19 protein-coding genes are annotated in these 22566 nt (G+C 60.2%); 6 read left to right on the plus strand and 13 right to left on the minus strand.

What is annotated here, in order from left to right; translation table 11 throughout:
- Positions 1-106: 106 nt before the first annotated feature.
- The 5 genes from ACILSQ_RS20725 to ACILSQ_RS20745 form a co-directional block, all read right to left on the minus strand.
- Positions 107-1036, minus strand: coding sequence for an alpha/beta hydrolase fold domain-containing protein (locus ACILSQ_RS20725; RefSeq protein WP_395745566.1), 930 nt, complete (start codon positions 1034-1036; stop codon positions 107-109).
- A gap of 37 nt (positions 1037-1073) precedes the next feature.
- A complete protein-coding gene (locus ACILSQ_RS20730; RefSeq protein ID WP_395745567.1) occupies positions 1074-2960 on the minus strand; it encodes a potassium transporter Kup in 1887 nt (628 codons plus the stop codon).
- A gap of 124 nt (positions 2961-3084) precedes the next feature.
- The gene (locus ACILSQ_RS20735) at positions 3085-5178 is read right to left on the minus strand and encodes a LamG-like jellyroll fold domain-containing protein (RefSeq protein ID WP_395745568.1); all 2094 of its coding nucleotides are present in this window, start codon (positions 5176-5178) and stop codon (positions 3085-3087) included.
- 111 nt (positions 5179-5289) lie between these two features.
- The gene (locus tag ACILSQ_RS20740) at positions 5290-6075 is read right to left on the minus strand and encodes a sialate O-acetylesterase (RefSeq protein ID WP_395745569.1); all 786 of its coding nucleotides are present in this window, start codon (positions 6073-6075) and stop codon (positions 5290-5292) included.
- Between the two features lie 72 nt (positions 6076-6147).
- On the minus strand, positions 6148-6978 hold the full coding sequence (locus ACILSQ_RS20745) for an alpha/beta hydrolase fold domain-containing protein (RefSeq protein WP_395745570.1): 831 nt from the start codon (positions 6976-6978) through the stop codon (positions 6148-6150).
- Between the two features lie 201 nt (positions 6979-7179).
- Between ACILSQ_RS20745 and ACILSQ_RS20750 the strand changes: the two genes are divergently transcribed.
- Entirely contained in the window at positions 7180-8424 is a 1245-nt protein-coding gene (locus ACILSQ_RS20750) for an NAD(P)/FAD-dependent oxidoreductase (RefSeq protein ID WP_395745571.1), read from the plus strand.
- Between the two features lie 28 nt (positions 8425-8452).
- Here the strand turns inward: ACILSQ_RS20750 and ACILSQ_RS20755 are convergent, their stop codons facing one another.
- The 6 genes from ACILSQ_RS20755 to ACILSQ_RS20780 all read right to left on the minus strand — a co-directional run bounded on the left by ACILSQ_RS20755 (position 8453) and on the right by ACILSQ_RS20780 (position 13671).
- A complete protein-coding gene (locus tag ACILSQ_RS20755) occupies positions 8453-9589 on the minus strand; it encodes a hypothetical protein (protein WP_395745572.1) in 1137 nt (378 codons plus the stop codon).
- An 81-nt stretch (positions 9590-9670) separates the two neighbouring features.
- Entirely contained in the window at positions 9671-10126 is a 456-nt protein-coding gene (locus ACILSQ_RS20760) for a GNAT family acetyltransferase (protein WP_395745573.1), read from the minus strand.
- Between the two features lie 48 nt (positions 10127-10174).
- The gene (locus ACILSQ_RS20765) at positions 10175-11224 is read right to left on the minus strand and encodes a hypothetical protein (RefSeq protein WP_395745574.1); all 1050 of its coding nucleotides are present in this window, start codon (positions 11222-11224) and stop codon (positions 10175-10177) included.
- Between the two features lie 159 nt (positions 11225-11383).
- The gene (locus tag ACILSQ_RS20770; protein WP_395745575.1) at positions 11384-12361 is read right to left on the minus strand and encodes a HEAT repeat domain-containing protein; all 978 of its coding nucleotides are present in this window, start codon (positions 12359-12361) and stop codon (positions 11384-11386) included.
- 514 nt (positions 12362-12875) lie between these two features.
- Complete coding sequence (locus ACILSQ_RS20775; RefSeq protein WP_395745576.1) at positions 12876-13511, minus strand: hypothetical protein; 636 nt, start codon at positions 13509-13511, stop codon at positions 12876-12878.
- A gap of 1 nt (position 13512) precedes the next feature.
- Complete coding sequence (locus tag ACILSQ_RS20780) at positions 13513-13671, minus strand: hypothetical protein (RefSeq protein WP_395745577.1); 159 nt, start codon at positions 13669-13671, stop codon at positions 13513-13515.
- 93 nt (positions 13672-13764) lie between these two features.
- On the opposite strand from ACILSQ_RS20780, the gene ACILSQ_RS20785 reads away from it, so the two are divergent.
- The 3 genes from ACILSQ_RS20785 to fusA all read left to right on the plus strand — a co-directional run bounded on the left by ACILSQ_RS20785 (position 13765) and on the right by fusA (position 19873).
- Positions 13765-15804, plus strand: coding sequence for a CHAT domain-containing protein (locus ACILSQ_RS20785; protein ID WP_395745578.1), 2040 nt, complete (start codon positions 13765-13767; stop codon positions 15802-15804).
- Positions 15805-15809: 5 nt separating this feature from the next.
- Positions 15810-17549, plus strand: a complete 1740-nt coding sequence (locus ACILSQ_RS20790) for a tetratricopeptide repeat protein (protein ID WP_395745579.1) — start codon at positions 15810-15812, stop codon at positions 17547-17549.
- Positions 17550-17803: 254 nt separating this feature from the next.
- Positions 17804-19873 carry an elongation factor G gene (gene fusA / locus ACILSQ_RS20795; protein ID WP_395745580.1) on the plus strand — a complete coding sequence of 690 codons (2070 nt, stop codon included), beginning with the start codon at positions 17804-17806 and terminating at the stop codon, positions 19871-19873.
- A gap of 103 nt (positions 19874-19976) precedes the next feature.
- Here fusA and ACILSQ_RS20800 read toward each other — a convergent pair whose 3' ends face one another.
- Positions 19977-20174 carry a hypothetical protein gene (locus tag ACILSQ_RS20800; RefSeq protein ID WP_395745581.1) on the minus strand — a complete coding sequence of 66 codons (198 nt, stop codon included), beginning with the start codon at positions 20172-20174 and terminating at the stop codon, positions 19977-19979.
- Between the two features lie 76 nt (positions 20175-20250).
- Between ACILSQ_RS20800 and ACILSQ_RS20805 the strand changes: the two genes are divergently transcribed.
- Positions 20251-20496 carry a hypothetical protein gene (locus ACILSQ_RS20805; protein ID WP_395745582.1) on the plus strand — a complete coding sequence of 82 codons (246 nt, stop codon included), beginning with the start codon at positions 20251-20253 and terminating at the stop codon, positions 20494-20496.
- Positions 20456-20929 carry a nucleotidyltransferase gene (locus tag ACILSQ_RS20810; protein WP_395745583.1) on the plus strand — a complete coding sequence of 158 codons (474 nt, stop codon included), beginning with the start codon at positions 20456-20458 and terminating at the stop codon, positions 20927-20929. The genes ACILSQ_RS20805 and ACILSQ_RS20810 overlap by 41 nt, the downstream gene beginning before the upstream one ends.
- 78 nt (positions 20930-21007) lie before the next feature.
- On the opposite strand, the gene gnd is transcribed toward ACILSQ_RS20810, so the two are convergent.
- On the minus strand, positions 21008-22450 hold the full coding sequence (gene gnd / locus ACILSQ_RS20815; protein WP_395745584.1) for a decarboxylating NADP(+)-dependent phosphogluconate dehydrogenase: 1443 nt from the start codon (positions 22448-22450) through the stop codon (positions 21008-21010).
- Between the last annotated feature and the right edge of the window lie 116 nt (positions 22451-22566).

Genomic DNA, 22566 nt, shown 5'->3' on the forward strand with positions numbered 1-22566 from the left:
GGAATGACGAGCCGAGTGAAACGAATCAAACCAGAATGAGGAATGACGAATGACCACTGAACAACTGATGAGATGCCTCGTCCCTTCGGACTTCGTCATTCCTCCGCTACTTCAGCTTCTCCTTAAAGAACCCAAACAGACCCGGGTACTTCATATGGGCATAGTCGTTGTTGTAGTTGATCTCGTGCTCGATGCCGACCGCCTTCAGCTTTCCGGCGATTCCCGCCCCGAAGTTGCCGGAGTGCACCGGGTCTTTGGCCGGCGGCTTGCCAAGGTCCGGGGTGCTGTCGTAAAACAGCAGCACCGGCGGGTCGTCCGCACTGGCCAGGGCGTAGGGGGAGAATTGCTCGATCCAGGGCATCAGGCTGTCCCGCTTGTCCACAAACTCCTGCATGCTCCCCAGGCCAAAGGCATGGTTGCCGTATTCGAGGTTCGGAATCCACTCCTTCATCTGCTTCGGGTCCAGCGAGGTCTGCGGCACAAAGGCCAGCACGCAGCGCAGGCGGGTGGACTCATGGGCGATGGGATCGGCGCTCTTCGGGTCGGCCATGTCGGGGTGAAAACCCAGATACAGCACGGTGAATCCGCCCGCCGAGCCACCGCAGCCGCCGACGCGGTTCTTGTCGAAATGCCACTCCGCCGCCTTGCTGCGCACAAACTGCAGCGCCCGCGCGGAGTCATCCAGGCAGGCCTTCACCGGCGGGGTGATACCCTCGGCCTGCGCATCCGGAATGAAGCGGTAGTTGATCGACGCCACCGAGATGCCGTTTTCCAGGCACTGCTTGAGGAAGTCAGGGTTGGCCTTGTCACCCGTCATCCAGCCACCACCATGTACGAAGAACAGCAGCGGCGTCGGCTGCTCCGCCTTCGCCTGATAAAAGTCCAGCACCTGCTTGGCGTGTTTTCCATACGGCACATTGGCATGGGTGGGGACGGGCGTGGCGGCAGGGGCAGGGGCAGGGGCAGGGGACTGGGCGAGGGCGGAGGCGCCTGCCAGCAGGCAGAGGGCGAAGACAAAAGGACGGAGTGGGGGCATAAATCGGAAGCAGACCGAATGCTCTAAGCCAGCGCCGCTAGACTTCCAATTGAATCCCCAGCTCAATCACCTGCCGTGGTGGCAGGTCAAAATACCCCGTGGCAGGGCGGCTCATGCGCGAGAGCGTCACAAACAGCTTCTTCCTCCAGGCCGCCATTTTGCCGGGGCCGTTCGTCAGGAGCACCTCGCGGCTCTGGTAGAAGGTGATGCCGTTGCGTTTCACCTTCGTCTTTTCACTCAGCGCCTGGCAGAGGTCATCAAACACGTCTGGCGACTCCGCAAAGCCGTAGCGCAGCACCACCCGGTAAAACTCCTCGTGGTACTCGCTGATTTCGTGCCGCGTTTCGTCGCAGACATACGGCACGTTTTCAAACTTCACGCTCAGCAGCACCACCTGCTTGTGCAGCGCCTTGTTGTGCTTCAGGTGGTGCAGCAGCGCCAGCGGCAGGCCGTCCGCGCTGGCGGACATGAAGACGGCCGTCCCCGGCACGCGGATGATGCGGTCCTTTTTGATCTCATCGATCAGATGCACCACCGGCAGGCGCCCGCGCTGCATGGCCTGGAACAGGATGGCACGCCCGTCCGTCCAGGTCTTCATGATGAGCCAGATGCACGCCGCCACGGCCAGCGGGAACCAGGCCCCCTGCATGAACTTGATCAGGCTGCCGGAGACGTACCCGAGCTCGATCATGGCAAACACCAGCACCGGTACAAAGGCCTTCCAAAACGCCCAGCCCCAGATGCGGCGGGCCACAAAGAAAAACAGGACGCTGGTGAGGAACATCTCCATGGACACCGAGAGCCCGTACGCGGAGGCCAGGGCGCTCGAAGTCTCAAAGCCGATCACCAGCGCGATGCAGGCGACCATCAGCAGAAAGTTCACCTGCGGCATGTAGATCTGCCCGCGCACATCCGGGTTCGTGTGGATGATCTTCAGCCGCGGCAGGTAGCCGAGCTGCACCGCCTGCTGCGTCAGCGAGTACACCCCGGTGATCATCGCCTGCGAGGCGATGATGGTGGCCGCCGTGGCCAGGATGATCATGGGTACCATCAGCGCCTGTGGCACCAGCTTGAAGAACGGGTGCTCCAGCGCCGTCGGATCGCTGATGACCAGCGCACCCTGGCCGAGATAGTTCAAAATCAACGCCGGATAAACGAGGATGAACCACGCGCGCTTCAGCGGCTTGGCGCCGAAATGGCCGATGTCCGCATACAGCGCCTCACACCCCGTCACCGCCAGCAGCACCATGCCCATGATGACGATGCCGTGGTACCCATGATGCATCAGGTAATAAATGCCCCAGTGCGGAGACAGGGCCATGATGGTCTCAGGATGCTGGATGAAGCGGTAAAATCCCAGCCCTCCCAGGGCGGTGAACCATAGGATCATGATCGGCCCAAAGGCCACGCCGATCCGCGCCGTGCCATGCTTCTGCACCAGAAACAGTCCCAGGATGATCGCCACGGAGATGTACACGATCACGTGCTGCGGCAGCGCGGCGCTGATCTGCTTCATCCCCTCCACGGCAGAGAGCACAGAGATCGCCGGCGTGATCATGCCATCTCCATACAGCAGGGCCGCGCCAAACAGCACCACCAGGATGACAAAGGCGCCAGCCTTGGGAGTGAGCGCCTCCTTCTTGGACCGCAGCAGCGAGAGCAGCGCAAACATGCCGCCCTCCCCCTGCGCCGTGGCCTTGCTCAGCAGCCCCAGGTACTTGATTGAAACCATCAGGGTCAGGGACCAGAACATCAGGGAGATCGGTCCGTAGATCATGTCCACCCCGTCCCGGCCTGGGGTATAGCCTGCATGGGTGAGACATTCCCGCAGGGCATAGAGCGGACTCGTTCCGATGTCTCCAAAGACCACTCCCAAGGCGACGAGGGCCAGGGTCCAGCTGTTTGCGTTTTTGTGTTCTGACATGAGGTGTCTTCGGGGACATTCCCGAAGCCCTGTTTGCATCAGGGATCGTTGCTGTTACCCAGCAGGAACCCCGATGCAAGAGACAGTTCGGCGCACCCAACTGTATGGATGAACACTCTTTGGGTCATTTAACCTGCAGTTTGGCGATCTCCTCCGCCTTCAGCGCCCGGTCAAATACCGCAATCTCATCCAGTCTTCCCTCCCAGTTCGAGTCGTTGTCGCTGCGCCCGCCGAAGAAGAGGTTTTCGGGGCGTTGAAGGGGATCGCCGCGGGCCTCCAGTTCAAGGGTCCCGTTAAGATAGGCGGACACCTTGCCTCCGTCATGAACGATCACCAAGTGCTGCCACTGCCAGCGGGGGATCTCGGTCTTCCCCGCAACGATGTTCTTGTCGTCCGTACCGACCAGGCAGATGAGTTTGCCCGTGTTGCCACTTTTACCTCCGATGCCGAGATGGTGGCCGGACAGGCTCAGCACCTGATCGTGCCCCTGGGAGAAAAGCCAGCCGCTGGTGTCCCGCCCCTCATTGGGCATTCCGTTCCAGAACCACAGAGAAACTGTGTACGATGTTCCGAAATCAGGCTGGCGTGAACGGATGCGCGCACCCACGAGATGGGGGGCCCGGTTGACTTCGCCATCGGCGCAAAAACTCTCGGACTTGGGGCCTTCAAGGTAGTACGCCACATCGCGCTCATAAACAGCATCACGGCGGTGAGGGCTCGCATCCGCGGCCACGGGTCCCGTAAACTCGTTCAGACGCCAGTAAGCTGCCGGTTTCAGAGCCAGCACAGCCTTCGCTGCCTTGCCATCGCTGAGCTTCCATTCGTGGCGCACGGTGTTGGCCACTTTCTCCAGCGCCGCGATCGCCGCCCCCGCAATCTTCGGCTCCGCATTCACCTCCAGCCCGGCGGAGCGCGCCGCCCAGGTGTTGTAGCCGCCCCAGGCGTGCATCTCCGGCGGCGGGATGTAGCCGTCCCCGCCGTTCGCCAGTTCGATGACCATGGTTTTGGGAATGGGGCTCGCGGCTTTGATCTTCAGGCCGGTGATGGCATACGTTTCATTCGGCGTCGTGGCGATGCCCACGTCGCCGAGCCGCAGCCCCTGCACCACGATCTCCGTCTGCTGCCGCTCATTCAGGATGATCTGCTCCCGCGCATACACTTCCGTCGGTGTCTTCGCCAGCCGGTCTCCCATCTCCGCCACCATCCGCTGCGCCCACTCCAGCCGCTGCTTGTCCGGTGTGCGGTATTTCAGGGTCATCCGCGTCTCCGTCATCGCGATGGTATGAGGCTCCTCATACTGGATGCCCGCATACGCCTTCATCGCAATGTCGAGCAGTTGATTGGCATACTCACCGATGGTCGGCTTCGGCCGCTCCTTCTCCGGCACCTTGTAGTCCACACGGTAGATGTCACCGCTGCAGCCATGCGACATCATGCCCACCATTTTGCCCTCGGGGTCGATGCGCTGTTTCAATCCGTCTGAAAACAAGCCGAAGTAATCCGCGCTGATGTCCTTGTCTCCAAAGTAGTGCATCGAGAAATTCGCCAGCACCGCCAGCGGTTTGCCTCCCTTGGTCTGGATGGAGATGAGCGAGAGATCAGGATCTTCCGGCCCGGACTCGCCCGTCACATTATCCAGATTGTTCCCCGCGTGCATGTTCGCCCGCACCGTTTTGTTGCCAAAGGGGTCTTCCACCACACGGTCCGGCCGGCGAATCCACTGCCGCAGTGCGGTGTACTCCGCTGCGTTCGCCTTGCCAAACCCGATGCGCGCTGGCTCCATGGCCGCCTGTGCCGTGGCGATCGCCTCCACCAGCTTCTCCTTCAGAAACGGCACGTAGCTCGGATCAGGATCCGTTCCCAGGCATCCCATCGAGGCCGGTGTGGAGTGCGCATGCGTGGCCGAGATCAGCATGCAGTTCGCCGGGATGCCCGTCTTCGCCGCCGCCATCTTCTTCGCATCGTCCAGCACCTCCCTGCTCATCATGCAGCTGTCCGCCACCACGATGGCGACCTGCGTTTTCCCATCCGTCGCCACGATCGCCCGTGCGTTCACCCGCGTGTTGATCTTCTCCACATAGCGGCTCAGCATGCCGCCGTTCACCAGCACCGGCAGCTTCGGCGGCGAGATGTCCACCACCGCCGCCCCCGCTTTGAATTCAGCACGCAGCGAAGTCGCAAGCAGCAGGACAGAGAGCGGGAGGAGAAAGCGCGTCATGGTGCGTGAAAGTACGCCGCACGGTTCTTTGGCCCCTCACTTTTTTGCGCTCATTTCTGGCACTTTTGTGCTCAAAATCCGCCTCGCAGCGCAGGCTTTGCGCACGCCACCTCACTTCGTCATCTTCAAATACGCCGCCGCATACCGTTTTCCCAGTTCACGATAGGCCGCCGCATCAAAATGCACCTTGTCCCCCTTGTGTTTCAGGCCCTCAGCAGAAGCAAACGCCGTGTTCGGCACCTGTTTCGGAAGGTCACGATGCGCCTGGTCCACGATGCCTTTCTCCGGCGACCACGGCACGCCGTCAAATTTCCCCATCTGTCCCACGATGAATGGCACCTTGGGTTCCTTCACCAGCTCCCGCAGGCGTTTCACCAGATCCTGCAGCTTCGCGCCATAGGCCGGCGCCAGCGTTCCCGTGGAGTCGCTTTCTCCCTGATGCCACAGAATGCCTTTGATCGTGCCCGCCGGCAGCGCCAGCTCCACCCGCTTCACCGTGTCATCCCAGGGGTGGCTTTTCGTGGGTGGATAAAACACCCCCGGCTTCCACGCATCGATGGGCGAGCCGCCCACCGCGCAGGGAATCAAACCAATCGTCACTCCCGGATTCTCCTTCGCCATGATTTCGCCAAAGGTCTTGCCCAGGCCCACGCCCGCCGCAGCTTTGTCAAAATGCAGCGGGTCCACCGCAGGCACCCACTGCCCCTCCTTGTTCAGCATCAGCACCCGTGGATTCACCGCCTTGTCCTGCGCCTCCACCACGCCGCGCCCCGCCATGTTGGACTGCCCGACGAGCAGGAAGAGATAAAACTTGTCCTTGGGCGGCAGCGGCGCATCCGCTGCGAAAGAGAAGGTGCTGACGAAGAGCGTGAAGAAGCAGATGAATGAACGGATCATGGTTGGAAAGAGGCAAGGAAAACGTGACTGGAGATGTCTTGTTGCAACGGTTTACGAAGCTCTGCCTTGCCCTCACTTCAGCGTCTTTTTCAGCCACTCGATCAGCTTCACCTGATAGTCCGAGCCCAGCTTCTCCCACCCGCCCATGCCATGTCCGCCGCCGGGAATGACCAGGGTCTCGCACGGGTTCCCCGCAGCCTTCATCTTGGCTTCAAAGTTCACGCTTTGCGAGATCGGCACCTTTTCATCCTTGTCTCCATGGATCTGAAAAAAGGGCGGCAGCCCAGGCCGCATCTGGTTGATCGGTGAAATCATCGCCAGCTTTGCCCACGCGGCTTCATTGAGTTCCGTCATGCCAATGAGGCCTGCGAGGTTGCCCAGCTCTCCGCGCATCTTTACCTGCATCACCAAATCGTGTGGCGCATAAAACGGCACCACCGCCGCCACACGCGTCTCGTCCTTCGCCGTTACTCCCGCCGCAGACACGAGATACCCGCCCGCTGACTCTCCAATGAGAGCGATGCGGTTCACGTCCACCTTGTACTCTGCCGCATGCGCCTTCACCCACTTGATCGCGGAGTTCACATCCTCCACGCAGGCCGGCCACTGATGCTGCGGCGCCAGACGGTAGTTGATGGTGAACCACGTGAAGCCGGCTTTCGAGAGCGGCTCAAACAAGGGTTTGATGAACGAATGCTTGTCCCCTTTGGTAAAGCCCCCGCCATGCACCAGAATGCAGGTGGCAAAAGGTCCCGCCCCTTCCGGCACAAACGCATCCAGCGTCAGGCTCACATCTCCCGCCTTGGCAAACTCAATGTCCTGCTTGAGTCCGGGCAGTGTCAAAGTATCGGCGGCATGGAGGACCGTGCTCAGGAGCAGGATGGGAAGGAAGGCGAATTTCATGGCGGCGTATCTAAGTAGGAAAGCACGGACTTAATCTAGCTAAAAAGGTGTCGTCTCCGAACATTCCATATCTTAAAAACGAGTGACGCGTGCAGGAGGCATGCGAGAAGCCACGGACCGGCCAATCTTGCCCACATCAGGGAAAACCGGACTTGTACCAGGCGCCATTGCAGGAGTCTGTGTGGATGCTTTAATCACCGCATGAAACAACAGCGTGTCTTGATCCTCGGCGGCGGCTTTGCCGGACTGGAATGTGCCAAGGGATTTCCCGAAGACAGGTTTGAGGTGACGCTGGTGGACCGCTGGAACCATCACCTCTTTCAACCGCTTCTCTATCAGGTGGCCACCGCGGGCCTCGCCATGACAGACATCGCGCAGCCGCTGCGCTCCATCCTTTCGCACCGCAAAAACGTGACCACCTTGATGGACGAGGTCCGGCAGATCGACCTGGTGGCTAAAAAAGTGCATCTGAAGGACCATGTGCTGGACTACGACTACCTCGTCATCGCCCTGGGGGCGAAGACCGGTTATTTCGGACACAACGAATGGGCGCAGCACACCCTGGGGCTCAAAAGCCTGGATGATGCGATGGCCATCCGCAAAAAGGTGCTGCTGGCCTTTGAACATGCGGAGTCTGCGAACGATCCGCAGGAAACCGCGCGGCTGATGACGCTGGTGGTGGTGGGTGGCGGCCCCACGGGCGTGGAGATGGCTGGCTCGCTGGCGGAACTGGCCAGCGTGGTGCTGAAGGGGGACTTTCGCCGCATCGATCCCAGCTCCGCAAAGATTCATCTCATTGAGTCAGGGCCTAAACTTCTGCCGAGCTTTCCTGCCCCGCTGCAGGACTACACCTGCCGTCGGCTGGAGAGCCTGGGTGTGACGGTGCATCTGGACACACGAGTGACGGAGGTCGGGGCAGGGTATGTGGTCACCAGCAAGGAGCGCATCGAGTCCGACATCGTCATCTGGGCGGCAGGTGTGGAGGCGAGCGAGGTCACCCGCACGCTCGCAGGTGTGCCCCTCGATCGCGGCGGTCGCATCCAGGTGCAGCCGGACCTGAGCCTTCCAGCTCACCCCGAAGTCTTTGCCGCAGGTGATGTGGTGTCGCTCACGGATGCCAAAGGCGTACGCGTTCCCGGCGTAAGTCCGGCGGCCATGCAGATGGGCCGCTTCATTGCCAAAACCATCGTGAATGAAGCCGGGGGCGGGGCCACAGCCCGCGAGCCCTTCACTTATTTTGACAAAGGCAGCATGGCCACCATCGGCCGCAGTGCGGCGGTGGCCACCGTGGGCGGCATGCATCTGCGCGGCCTGCTGGCCTGGCTCATGTGGCTCTTTGTCCACCTGCTCTTCCTCATGGGCATGCGCAACCGCGCCACCGTGTTCCTCCAATGGGTCTGGTCCTACGTCACCTGGCAGCGCGGGGCGCGCATCATTCAGCCTTGAGTTGAAAGAAGGCTTCGACCAGAAGCCCTCACTTCACCTCAAAGGCCTTGCTGTCCAGCACCTTGCCGTCCTGCACCAGATCGATCTCATACTTGCCCGGCGGCAGGCCGTTTTTTGTGGTGAGCGAGGAGTCAATCTCGTCATTCACACCAGCCTCCACATCGGCGGTGGCAATGACCTGCGCTTTCTCGCCCTCGGCTTCCACGAGCCGCCAGACAAACTGCACGCCTTTCACGAGCGCGGGCTTCTTGAGCTGCCATCGTGCATGAAAGGCGGTGTCCTCCGTGGAAAACGACTTCACCTCCTTGCCGGGCTCGCCCTTGCCGTCGTCGCGGAAGAGCAGGGAAGAGTCGATGTCGAGCTTGGTGGCCCCGGCCATCGGCGCACCGACCTTCACCGTGAATTTTTCATGCGCCACTTCCTGCCCGTCGAGCTGAAGCGAGACCTCATGCGTGCCCGCGGGCCAGCCGCCGGCAGGGATGAAAGAGAAGCTGAAGGGCACGTTTTCCTTGTTCTCTTTCATGGTGATGCTGCGTGTGCCTCCCTCATCCACCTTGCCGTTGACGCTCCAGGTGCCCTCCAGCCAGGAGGCCAGTCCCAGGTTGGCCGTGCCCACTAGAAAGACCTTGTCCTCGCCTCCGAAGTCATGCGTCTCATTCACCGGCTTGCGGTCCTCGTCCGTGCCTTTCGCCAGGGTGACGCGCAGCAGCTTGCTGGGAACGGTGGCTTCCTTGGGCGGAGCGATGCGGAAAGGGAACTGGCCCAGCGGTTTGCCATCAAAAGTCACCACCGTTTGATAGCCCACCCCCACTGGCAGAGGTTGGTTCGGCTTCACGTCAAACCCCACAAAGGTGTCTTCGCCAATGGAAAAGACCACGCCCTTGTTCACGGTGGCCACGTCCACCTTGGCCTCGGCAAACACACGGTCCTGGATCATGAACTTTGCCGCCACCTCGCCGGACTTCGGCCGCCCTTTGAGCTGGATGGAGAGGAAAATGGTATCCTCCTGGTTGAAGAATTCCGCCGTGTCCTTCGGCGACTGATCTTCTGCCAGTGCATGGCAGTAGGTGGCCTTTTTCAGCACCCCCTCCGCAGCCAGGCTCATGGCGGGCAGAGCCGCCCCAACAAAACTCAGCACGACCAGAAACAGACGAGACGTTTTCATGGTCGAACCCAATCACAAGGTCGCCAGATCGCAAGGCGCATGGCAGCCTCATTTTTAGGTTCCCCTTTGCGGGAAACACGCTCAAGATTGCGCACCGTCCTGGGGCGAATCATGCTGCAGCCGCTTGCCCAGGCTCACCACCTCATCCACCGAAAAACCGATGGACTCGTAGAATGCGATGACGGCGCTGTTCGTCCTCCGCACCTGCAGGTTGATCTTCGGACAGCCCGCCGCGCGCAGCAGCGCCTCCGCATGCTCCATGATCTGCCGCGCCAGGCTCTGCCTGCGATGATCAGGATGCACCGCCAGATAGTTGATCCAGCCCCGATGTCCCTCATACCCCGCCATGCAGGTCGCCACGACCGCTCCCTCCCGTTCTCCCACCAGAAACCACTCCGGAGCCACCCGCAGCTTCCGCGCAATGTCCGCCGCCGGATTGTTCTGCGGCACCACCAGCCCGCACATCCGCCACAAGCCGATGACCGCGGCTTCATCAGCGGGCTGGAATGGACGGATGTGCAGAAGACCTGTATTCATGCAAGGGTGAGATGGATCATGGTCTTTGCCGTCATCTGGCAGTCATGCTCATTCCGCCCGGCCCGGCACCGGAGCCTTATAAATCTGTGTCGTGGTCAGTCCTGCTCCTGCCAGTTTGGCGATCGTCGCCTCCGCCTGCACGCCGGGCGCGAGCCGGCGCAGTGATTTCGAGATGAAAGGGTGATCCTCCGGCGCGTAGCGTCCGCGTCTCACGATGTAAATCTGCCGCGCCACCAGCGCCAGATCGTCCACTTCGGCCAGTTGCAGAATCTCGGACATTTTCAGTAGCTCCTCCTGCGTCATCATGTGCTTTATGCTTTTCTGCGAGGGCTCCCAAAGCCCGGGCATCTCGGTCATCATCTCCACCATTCCCGGAATGTCCTTTTTGCTGCCCTGCCATGCGTGAAACTGAAATGGCTGGATCTCACGGCTTTGCGCGAACGCCTTCACAACTTCCTCAGTGTCATCCTTGTCGCGAATGCGCAGGGTTGTTCCACGTTCATAGGCCGCCCAGCCGTTCAGCGGCCACAGGCGCAGCGCGGCGTCATACTGGGCCAGCGCACCGGCAAATTCCTCCTTGTCATGCAGTTCCACCCCCGCCTCCACCAGCTTGTGGGACGGGGTCATGAAGGCTCCGCAATGCCGCATGATGCTGATGAGGATTTGCCGTGTTCTGTCATCCAGATCACCGCGGTTCAGCGTCAGCCGCAGAATCGTCTGCGCACGGTCCACATCACCTGCCGCCATCAGCACACCCGCATGCAGCATCGCCAGTCCCGGATCTCCCGGTACCACCTCATAATACATCTGCCAGAAGTTCGCATTGTGGTGGATCAGCTTGCGGCTGTCCAGCTTGCGCCAGGAATCGTCCGGCTTGTCCTTGTTGAGCTCATTGAAGGTCTTCCCCTCCTTCAGCATCCAGTCATGGATGCCTGGAAAGCTCGTCTCGCTCCGCGACTTGAGATTGTCCTGCATCAGTTGCACCACCGTCACGCCCATCACCCGGGCTTCAGCCATCTCAGGCGTGTCGGTCTGTGCGTCAGCGCAGGCGATGATCGTGAGAGAAAAGAAGGCGCCGGCGAGAAGCGGAAATTTCATGCCGCAGGTTAAGCGAAGTCCGCATGCCCGCGGAAGTACTTTTTAGTTCGACATCTCGCTCATTCCGCCGCTCCGACCAGCGTGACAGCATGCGCCTCCGCCAGCGTGGGCACCTCCGTCTTTTTCAGCAGGCAGTGAACAATGCTCCTCACGCTCCGCTCATGGCTTCTTCGCCTTTTCCCACCCTTCCAGCACCTGCTCGATCGCTCCATGCACCGAAGCAGGAAAACTCGTGGCCACCCGCGGGTCCATGATGTTTCCGCCAAAGCCTGTCTCTTCATCCTTGGTGGATTTGAGCATCTCGCGCAGCTTCGGGGCGGCTTCCGTGGCGTTCAGGTCGCGCAGTGCCCACACCGCCATCACTTTGGGAAATCCCGCCCGCTCCGGATCAGCGATGAATGCCAGCAGCCGCTCCAGACTCTCGGCTCTCGGCATCCGCCCCAGGGCACGCACGGCCGAGGTCTGCACATGCCAGTTCTGGTGCTTCAGGAAGGGTTCGAGCTGGGCAAGGTCAGCGCCGCCTAGATAATACAGCGTCTCCAGTGCCACATGCTGGCGGCAGAAGCGGCCGAATTCTTCATCCTTCGGATCCTCAGGAATGTCCGCGGGCTTCTGGGCCAGTTGCTCGGCAATGTATTTCCTCACGAGACCCAGGTCCGGCTTCTCATGCTTGAGCTCCTTGAAGATGGCCGCCATCGTCATCTCATAGTCCGCGTCCGACACCAAGGCCTGGTGGTGGCTGTGCCGGTAGGTGGCCGTGGTTGTGCCCTTTCGAGTCGCCGCAAAACCGGACGTCGGCGTGGGCAGCAGGTACTCACCCTTCTTCTCCGCCTTCTTCACGAAAAGGTAGTACTCGATCTTCGGACTCAGCTCGAACACATCCTCCTTCACCGAGTAGCTGCCAAAGTTGAGCATGGAGAAGCCGACGAGACTTCCTTTCTCGCCCAGCTTTTCACCCGCCACTTGTTTGATGACGGCAAACTCCACACGGCTGGGGCTGCTCTTCACGATCTTCACACGGACCAGCGCGTCCGAGTTCTCGATGATCTGTTTCTGCCATGGCTCATCCCACGTGGTGGCGGCGGCAGGGCCGAAACTGAGCAACAGGAAAGCACTCGCGGTCAGAGATGATTTCATAAGCAAACGCGGCCGTCCGGCCACATCGCCGCAGATATATCGGTTTCTGCGGCGATGTGGAAGACTTTTCTCGGTGTCGGCCATCCCATGGAAGGCGCTCAGCGCATGCGCGCTCCTTCACTCACGGAAAAAACCGGTGGCGTTCCGCGCCTTCATAGCGGCCTTCGGCGAGGCAGCAGTTCTTGAAACCGGCGGCTGGAACCGCAGGGGCAGAGATCCTGGCGGCCAAGTTTCTCCTCCAGCCACTTGTCTCCGTTGACGATGCGGACGCCACGCTTCACGCGTGTTTCGCTCGGGTAGCCTTTACGACGCTTGCTGGAGCGCTCGAAAAAAGGATGCCTGTTCGTATTGATCGATGTTGTTTTGCATAAGGCCCTCCTGGTTTGGTTTGGGCCCGGAGGGTGGTTGTTGTCGTGACTTATGTCAAGCTATGAGAAGCAAGCGTGGTATAAAGTCATAGGACAGAAAGTGGCAGATTGTATGAAGGGCTGGCCTGTGCACTTCCAATCGACCGTCAAACTTTCGCCACCGCTACGAGCCACATTCCGATGAGTTTGGACCAGTCCACAAACGAAATCTCCGTCTCCTTGAGTTTCAGATCTTTTAACATGATGGGCAGTTGTTTCTGGAACCGTTGGTAATGCTTCACCAGCGCAGCCTTGCCCGGAAGAACCTGGCTGTCCGCGTTGTGTGTGTTCAACCAATTGCGGATTTGGCCGATCACCGTGTCTGCATTATTACCGTGAGCACGAATGTCCTGTCCGGCAATGTCAGAAAGGTATTTCTGATAGCGATAGGGTTCGACATCCAAAATGAGTGCTCTCTTTTTCTGGTGCTGTGCTCCACCAAGTTTTGCCGCTCCGAGAAACAATCCCAGCTCAAACGGCATGTTGAAGCGTGGCAGCCTTGATTTCCGGTCCAGTTGTGTTCTGGATATATCGTGGATGCTCAGCCCGCACTCGCCAATGATGCGCAGAATCTTTTCCACTCGCACCTCCGTGGCGCTGTCCGCCTCCAGGGCGCAGCGCGGCACATAGTCGCAGGCTTTCAGCACAAAGACCATGGCTCGCAGCAGCGGGAGAAATTCAGCGTCAAAGGGACAGTTGATGAAGACCTGCCGCTGATAGTCCTGCTTTCCTCTGGCTGGCATTTCAGGACTTTTTGACCGGTTGCTCGGAGGCGACTGCCTTCATGACAGCCTTGCGAAGAAGGTCTTCAGGAATGGTGCCCTTCTGGTGTTGCGGACGCAGCACCATCTCGACACCGCCTATCTTGATGCGGGTGGGAGCGGCTTGGGGTTGCTTGGCCATGGGGCAACATTCTGCGGCTTCTGACAAATGCAAATCTGAAACAGGATTTCTTTTGCAAACATTGCAGTCTTCCACCTATGATGATGGTGAGTTATGCCTAGCCTGGTCATTCACCTGCGACAAACCGAAGATGGGGAAATTCAGGCCACCCTCGGCCCGGTGCAGGGCGGTCCTGAGTTTCATGCGGAAAAGGCCGCTATTGATGACCTGCTCAAAAAGACAACGGCTCTCTCCGATTCGTTCGAAGGCAGCAGGCGTCCGCTGGCAGATCCCGTGTCATTGAGCGAGCTGGGCCATCAACTCAGGGACACCCTGCTTGGTCCATTGTGGCAGCACATGGAGCAGGAAATCAGCAGCACAGACGGCACCTTGCGCATCTCCTCCGCCACACCCGCGCTGCTAAACCTGCCCTGGGAGCTGCTGCCCTCCCCCAGCAGCGGATTCCTGGTGGCGGATGGCCGCTGGGCCATCCGGCGGACCATGAGTCAGGCGCTGGCTGCACCAAGGCTGGGCCAGGTGGCGCTGCCTCTGCGCATCCTCTTTGCCGCCTGTGCGCCCATTGACCAGACCGGCCTCGATTACGAGCGCGAGGAGGAGGCCATGCTGCGGCTGGCCACCAAGCTGGGGAGCAGGGTCCACCTCAGCATCGCAGAGGCGGCCACGTTTGATGAGCTGAAGAATCTCATTTCGGAGCTGAAGCCGCATGTGGTGCACCTCTCCGGGCACGGTATCGTGAAGGACGGCATCGGCTATTTCACCTTTGAGGACGAGCGCGGGCGCTCAGACCTGCGCGATGCCCGGAGCATGGCGGAGCAGTTGTTTGCCGGTCGTGGCGTGCGCGTGGTGTTCGTCAGCGGCTGCCAGTCGGCACAGGCAGCCTCGGCCGGGGTTTGCCAGACGCTGACGGCCGCCGGGCATGTGCCCGTGGCTCTGGGCTGGGGGGCCAGTGTGGCGGACGGGCTGGCCACAGATTTTGCCAGCGTGTTTTACCATGAGCTGGCGGCGGGCCGCCCGGTCGATGCCTCGGTGGCCACGGCGCGTCGGGACCTTTTTGGAAGCGCGCACTTCACGGTGGGGGACGAAGTCTATTTCGATGCCACGTTCACCCTTCCGCAGGTCTTCGCCGCGGATGCCACTGATGACTTCATCGACCAGTCAAAGCCCCTGGAAAGACTGCAACAACCCGGCATCAAATACGAGCTGTTGGGAGATGGCGTTGTGGGGCTGAGGGAGGGCTTTGTGGGCCGTCGGCGTCTGCTCCAGCGTCTGCGCCCTGGCTTGCGCGATGCAGAGTTTCATGTGGTCCTGCTCACCGGCATCGGCGGCGCTGGCAAAAGCACGCTTGCCACCCGTCTTGCCAACCGCTGCCAGCAGGAGGGATTTCATGTGGCCGTGCTGCGGGCCACTCGGAAAAACGCGCAGAACTTTGCCCTTGGGCTGGTAGAGCAAATAGGAGACGCTTGCCAGCGACTCGGGAGGCAGTCGGACTTTGAAATGCTGAATGACGGCAAGCTACAGTTGGCAAATCGTCTTCGGCTGGCCGTGCAAGTTCTGAAGGAGTCGCGAATCCTTCTTGTGCTGGACAATCTGGAAGACCTCATGCCTCTGCCACCGGCGGCTCCGTGTTGGGAAAGCGAAGTGTTGGCCGGATTCTTCGAGGTGCTTTTTGGCCGCTTGACCGGGGAGGGGCGCTGCATCCTGACTTGCCGATATGTACCAGAGGGATTTGATGTTGCCCAGCCAGGGCGGGTGCACGAGCCCTTGCCCGATTTTTCGGAGGCGGAATTCATCAAATGCCTCACGCGCAATGAGCGTGTGCTAGAGCGCATGGCCGCTGGTGAGATCTCGCGCGGGTTTCTCTCCCTCCTGCATCGTAAGATCGGCGGTACCCCGCGCTTCATCAAGCAGGCCGGGGATGTGCTAGCCTCTACTGAGATTGGCCCATTGCAGCAGCAGTTGGAATCCGCTCAGGATATGCAGGCAGACGATACTCTGAATGAACTACGGGAAAAATACCTGGAGGAATCTTTGTCCCGGAGCTTTATCAGGCACTGGCTCCGGCTCACCGCCTCGCTCTCAGCCGGTTGGCCCTGGTGGAACTTCCAGTTCCCTTGGATGGCGTGGCGCAGATAGGCGGCTTGACCTCGGCGGAAGTACCTGCCGCCGCCGCCGCCATGGTGGTCCGTGGTCTGCTGCAACAACTGGGAGAGGAGAACGAGACCGTGGTCTATGCCGTTTATCCGCTACAGCGCGGCTTCCTGGCAAACCCCGATCGCCTCTACCCTGAACTGGTTGTTGCAGCCCATCGTGCCGCCGCTGCTTTTTTCGAATCATGCCTCAACTCCAACCGTGCACAGGAATTGCGACTAGATGTCATGGCGGAGTTGCTGGCATGCCGAGAACATGCAGAGGCATGCGGAGACCGAGAACGGCAAGAATGGGCAACTGGAGGTATTTCCTTTATTCTCTACCGTGCAGCGGAATTTAAGGCGGTTGCTGCTTTGCTGGAGCCTTTGGCAGATGAAAAAGCTGAGCCAAAAACTCTGAAATTACTGGCGGACACATGCCAATCCTTGGGTGAGTGGTCACGAGCCAAGGGATTTTATCTTCAAGCACTGGCTAGGTTTAAATCCGCTGCCGACCTAGCCGGGGAGGCCGCAACTTGGCATCAGCTTGCGACGATTGAATTGAGCGAAGGCAACTATGCTGCGGCGAGGGAGAAGTTTAGTCAGGCATTAGAGATGCAGCAAGCCATCGGCGACCAAGCAGCGGTGGCCACAGTATGGCATCAGCTTGCCTCAATTGAAATGAGAGAAGGTGACTACGAAACCGCGAGAGTGGGGTTTGATCGCTCGTTGAAAATTAGACAAGCCATCGACGACCGGTTGGGTGAGGCAGCAACTTGGCATCAACTTGGTACGATTGATGTGCAACAAGGAAACTACGCCGCCGCAAGAGAGAAGTATCAGCGTTCGCTGGAGATCAAACAAGCCATTGGTGATCGAGCTTCGGAAGCTGCGATATGGCATCAACTTGGCACGATTGATGTGCACGAAGGAAACTACGCTGCTGCAAGAGAGAAGTTTGGCCGTTCACTGGAGATCGAGCAAGCCATTGGCAACAGGGCTGGAGAGGCCGTGACATGGCATAGTCTCGCGTCGATTGAATTGAACGAAGGCAGTTATGCGGCTGCACGGGAGAAGTTTGGCCGAGCGCTGGTGATGCTACAGGCCATCGGTGATCAAGCGGGGGAAGCTGCGACGTGGCATCAAATCGCCTTGATTGAGTTGAACGAAGGCCATTACGGCGCGGAGCGGGAAAATTTTGGTCGGGCGCTGGAGATGAGGCAAGCCATCGGCGACCGAGCGGGGCAGGCTGCGACGTTGCTGAATCTTGGTGCTATTGAATTCAAAGAAGGAGACAACTCAGCGGCGCGGGAAAGGTTTGGTCGCGCATTGGAGATGACGCGAGTTATCGGCGACCGTGCCGGCGAAGCCTCATCGTGGCATAATCTTGCCACAATTGAATTGAACGAAGGAAACCATGTAGCGGCATGCGAGAAGTTTGGCCGTTCGCTCGAGATAAGGCAGGCCATCGGCGATCGCGCCGGAGAGGCCAGAACGTTGGGGCAGATCGGTTTCTTGGCATGGGAGAATGCACGAAGAAGAAGGGGCATTCGCTTGCAGGCCATTGCGTTCATGTTGCTCAAAGAGATCGGAGCGGTTGAACAGCAGGTGACTTGGGAAAATGTCACCTCCATGGCGTCTGAGATGGGCCTCGATCAAGCCGGATTTGATGCCATGCTCCAGGACGCTGCGCAGCAATACAGCCAGGACCGGGGACGTGGCTTGGTAAATGCGGCGTGCGAGGGCCTGTGATGGAAGCCCGGCATGCCGCCCCACATTGACGAAATCAAATTAAGGTGGATGATACACCCGCGTCTTATGACACCCCGCGTCCTCAAAATAGTTTCTTCAGCCCGGCTCCGGCCAGGGCTCGGGATGACTATGTCATAGAGGACAGAAGTCAGATATTGCTGCTATCCCCGGGAGCCCTGAATGCCGCCAGTCGCATCAGGGCCTTTTCATATCCTCCCGGGGAGCAGCGCGTTCCGCTTGAACATCTGACTCTTATGAAACTCACGACGACTGACTCCGGCCGCATCCGCAACATCGGCATCGCCGCCCACATTGACGCTGGCAAAACCACGCTCACTGAACGCATCCTTTTCTACGCAGGAGCCATCCATGCCTGCGGGGATGTGCATGATGGAAACACCACCACCGACTTCTCGGACATCGAGAAAGACAAGGGCATCACCATCTCCTCCGCCGCAGCTCCATGCTCGTGGACGCAGCAGCCTGTCGCCGGCCTGAGCCGCCTTTTCACCGGCCAGCCGCACCGGCTCAACATCATCGATACCCCCGGTCACGTCGATTTCACCGCCGAAGTCGAACGCTCCCTGCGCGTGCTCGACGGCGCCGTCGCGGTCTTCTGCGGCGTCGGTGGCGTGCAACCGCAAAGCGAAACCGTCTGGCGACAGATGGAACGCTACCGCGTACCCCGCATAGCCTTCATCAACAAGATGGACCGCCTCGGCGCGGACTTCTCCCGCGTCGTCAACGAGCTGCAAACCAAGCTCAACGCCTGCGCTTGGCCCGTCCTCCTCCCATGGGGCGCTGAATCCGCACTCTGCGGCCAGCTCGACATCATCGAGCAGCGCGCACTGCGCACCAACGCAGCCTCACCCACCGGCTTCACCGTCGAAGACATTCCCGCCGAATGCCTCTCCGCCGTGGAAACCGCGCGTCGTGATCTCATTCAGGCCCTCGCCAGTCTCGACGATGACATCGCCGCCCTTTGGATCGAAGACAAACCCGTGTCCGCTCAGACACTGCGCGCCGCGGTGCGTCGTCAGACCATCGCCGGCCGCTTCGTGCCCGTGATCGGCGGCAGCGCGTATAAACACATCGGCGTCTCAGCGTTGGTGGATGCCATCGTGGACTTCCTCCCTGCTCCTGAAGAGGTGCAGCGCACGCAGGCCATCGAGGCCCCCTTCGCCGCGCTCGCCTTCAAAATCGTGCGTCATCCTCAGGCAGGCCGCCTCGTCTATGTCCGTGTCTATAACGGCACGCTTCAAAAAGGCGCTCTGCTGCTGAATCCGCGCCTCGGCAAAACCGAGCGCTGCGGCAGGCTGCTCCGTGTCTTCGCCAACCGCCGCGATGAGCTCGAAAGCGTACAAGCAGGCGACATCTGCGCCGTCACCGGACTGCGCGACTTCAGCACGGGAGACACCCTGTGCCTGGAGGATCATGCCCTCATGCTCGAGCCGCCGGTGTTCCCCGAACCCGTCGTCAGCATGGCCATCGAGCCTGCGAAGTCCGCCGACCAGTCCCGTCTCTCCACCGCTCTCTCGCGTCTGGCGGATGAGGATCCGACCTTCCGCGTGCGCACGCACGAGGAGACCGGCCAGTGCCTCATCTCCGGCATGGGCGAACTCCACCTCGAGGTGATCCGCGAAAAACTCCTGCGCGAGCATGGCGTCGAAACCATCGCTGCCGCACCGGAGATCGCGTGTCGTGAGACCATCACTCAGCCGGCCGAAGCCGACCATCTGCTCAAAAAGCAGAACGGCGGCTCCGGCATGTATGCTCGCGTGAAGCTTTCCGTGCAGCCCCTGCAGCGTGGTGCCGGTGTGGTCATCGAAGACGCCGTCATCGGTGGTAGCATCCCCGCCCAGTTCATGGGCGCCGTGCGTCGTGGCATCGCTGAGGCAGCCGTAGGCGGTCCCCTGGCGGGCAGCCCGCTCGTGGACATGCGCGTTCGCATCGTGGACGGCGCCAGCCATGCCAAGGACTCCAACGACCAGGCCTTCCGCATGGCCGCTGGAGACGCCCTGCGCGAAGCCGTGCGCCAGGCAGCCCCCGTGCTCCTGGAGCCCGTGATGCAGGTCGAATGCACGGTGAGTGACGAGCACCAGGGAGACATCCTGGGCGATCTGAACCGCCGTCGCGCCCGCATCACCAGCATCGACCACCGTGGCACCGAGGCAGGCATCCTCGCCGAAGTGCCCCTGGTGGAGATGTTCGGCTACGCCGGAGCCATAAGGAGCCTCTCACGCGGCCGCGCCAGCTACTCCATGGTCCCCACGGCCTATGAAGTCGTGCCGGCATCGGTGCTGCCGAAATTGGTCAAAGCGTGAGTTGGTTGAATGTGGCGGAGTCCGTTTCCGAAAGGAGGCGGGCTCCGTTTCCATGTAACGGATCTCGAGCTCGTTGACCTTCTGCGTGAAGATCAGGTATGGCTCACGTGACTGCATGCATGAAAATTTCCTTCACCTTCTGCTGTACCTGCTCTTCGGTCCAGTCTGGATGCTGCTGGCGTAGCCGTGCTGCTTTGATGTCGCGGGCACCCCAGTACAAATCAGACGCCGTGCGCAGCTTCTCTGCGCCCGTCATGCGCTGCAGCGTGGCGATGTATTCCGGGGAGAGGGTGGAGGCCATGAATTGATGATAAGGCACTGCGGAAGGTTTGCACAAAAAAAGGCGGCCGGGATTCTCCTGCGTTCTCCAAAATTCCATGTGGCACCTCGCCGGCTTGCCGGAGTGGACTTGCCATCCTCACCAGGGAACGTATGGTACGCCCATGGTAAATGACCTGACCGAGCCTCTGAAAAAGCGCGTGGGCGGCAGCCTGTCGCGTCTGCCGCCGTTGCAGCGGCTGGAGATGCTTCGGCGCAATGCGCTCCTGTTGCGCGGCGGCAAATGGTCGCCACCTCCCGACGATGGAACCCTCGTTCGAAAAGTTGTTGGTCTTGCTCGCTGAGCGAGGCGTCCAGTTCGTGGTGGTGGGGGGCATCGCTGTCACCCTGCAGGGTTATGTTCGCCTCACTGAAGACGTGGATCTGCTGATCGAAGACAGCACTGAAAATATTGATCTGCTGCTCGCTGCCCTTGGGGGCTATGGAGAAGGATTTGCCGCGGAACTTACACGTGAGGACTTTGATGGAGGTGAAGGTGCGATCCGCATTGTGGAGGAGACGGAGCAATGCCAGGTCGATATCTTCACGCAGATGACTGGGCGTCGTTATGCAGATGTCATCGTCGATGCCGACACTTGGATGCTGCGAGACCTGGCGATTCGGTATGCGTCAAAGGCATCCCTGATAGCCTGGAAAGAAAAGTCTGTGAGAGAGAAGGACCGGCTGGATGCCATGGCTCTGCGCAGGCTGCAAAGCGACCCGAATGCCTTGAATTGATGCAGCCACAAAAAAGCGGCCAGGTCACCCCGGCCGCCTTCAAAGTAGCCCAGTTGCGCCGCAACTGGAGAAAGCAGCTTACCCGATCACCTCAGGCCACTCCGTATGGAACATCTGTCCCTCCGGCTTGTCCACGCGCTCATACGTATGCGCGCCGAAGAAGTCGCGCTGCGCCTGCAGCAGGTTCGCGGGCAGGCGGGCGGCGCGGTAGCTGTCGTAGTAGCCCAGGGAGGCGGAGAAAGCAGGGACGGGGATGCCGTTTAGCGTCGCGATGCTCACCACTTCGCGCCAGTTCTGCTGGGTCTTGCCCAGCACTTCCTTGAAGAAGGGATCGAGCATCAGATTCGCCAGGGAAGGGTTCGTGCGGTACGCATCCGTGATGCGGTTGAGGAACTTCGCACGGATGATGCAGCCCCCGCGCCAGATGGCGGCGATGCGGCCCAGGTCCAGGCCCCACTGCTTCTTCTCGCCCATGGTCTTGATGAGGTCGAGGCCCTGCGCGTAGGAGATGATCTTGGAGGCGTAGAGCGCATCGTGCACCTTCTTGACGAGTTCCTTCTTGTCCGTGGTGATGTTCACCGCCGGCCCCGTGAGCTGCGTGCTGGCGGCCACGCGCTGCTTCTTCTGGGAGGAAAGGATGCGTGCTTCCACGGCAGCGTTGATGGTGCTGATCACCACGGCGTTTTCAGCCGCATTGAGCAGCGTCCACTGGCCCGTGCCTTTCTGGCCGGCCTTGTCCACGATCAGTTCCACGATCGGCTTGCCGGTTTCAGGATCCTTCTGCTCCAGGGCTTTGCCGGAGATTTGGATGAGGTAGCTCAGCAGGTCGCCTTCGTTCCACTCGTTGAAGATGGCGGCCATCTCGTCCGTGGTGAATCCGGCGTTTTTGAAGATGTTGTAGGCTTCGCAGATGAGCTGCATGTCCCCGTACTCGATGCCGTTGTGGATCATCTTCACATAGTGGCCCGCGCCGCCGGGGCCGATGTGGATGACGCAGGGCTCTCCATCCACCTTCGCGGCGATGGATTCAAAAATCGGCTTCATCACCTCCCAGGTGCTGGCAGGGCCGCCGGGCATGATGCTCGGGCCTTTGCGCGCGCCTTCTTCACCGCCGGACACACCCGCGCCGATGAAGCGCAGGCCTTTGGAGGCCAGGTAGGCGTCGCGGCGCTCGGTCGTCTGGTAGAAGCTGTTCCCGCCGTCGATCACGATGTCGTCCTTGTCCAGCAGGGGAATGAGCTGCTCGATCACTGCGTCCACGGCGTCGCGGTCGCTGTCCTTCACGGCGGTGGATTTCACCATGATGTGGATCTTGCGCGGCGTGGCCAGGCTCTGCACAAACTCCTCCAGCGTGTGGCAGCCCACCAGCGCCTTGCCGGGGTGTTTCGCCACAAACTCATCCGTCACGCTGGTGGTGCGGTTAAAGACGCTCACCTGGAAGCCGCGGCTTTCCACGTTGAGAACAAGGTTCTGGCCCATTACAGCGAGGCCGATCAATCCGAAGTCACTTTTTTTGCTCATAGATATTTAGGGGCGGCAGACATACCCGCCCCCTCCGGCTTGGCAAAGGAGATTTTCCTCATGGCTGGCATGAGCCGAATTGATGGAAAACGCCACGATTTTGCAGTTGTGCCGTC

The organism is Prosthecobacter sp. (assembly GCF_044227185.1).
In the GTDB taxonomy this organism is placed as follows: domain Bacteria; phylum Verrucomicrobiota; class Verrucomicrobiia; order Verrucomicrobiales; family Verrucomicrobiaceae; genus Prosthecobacter.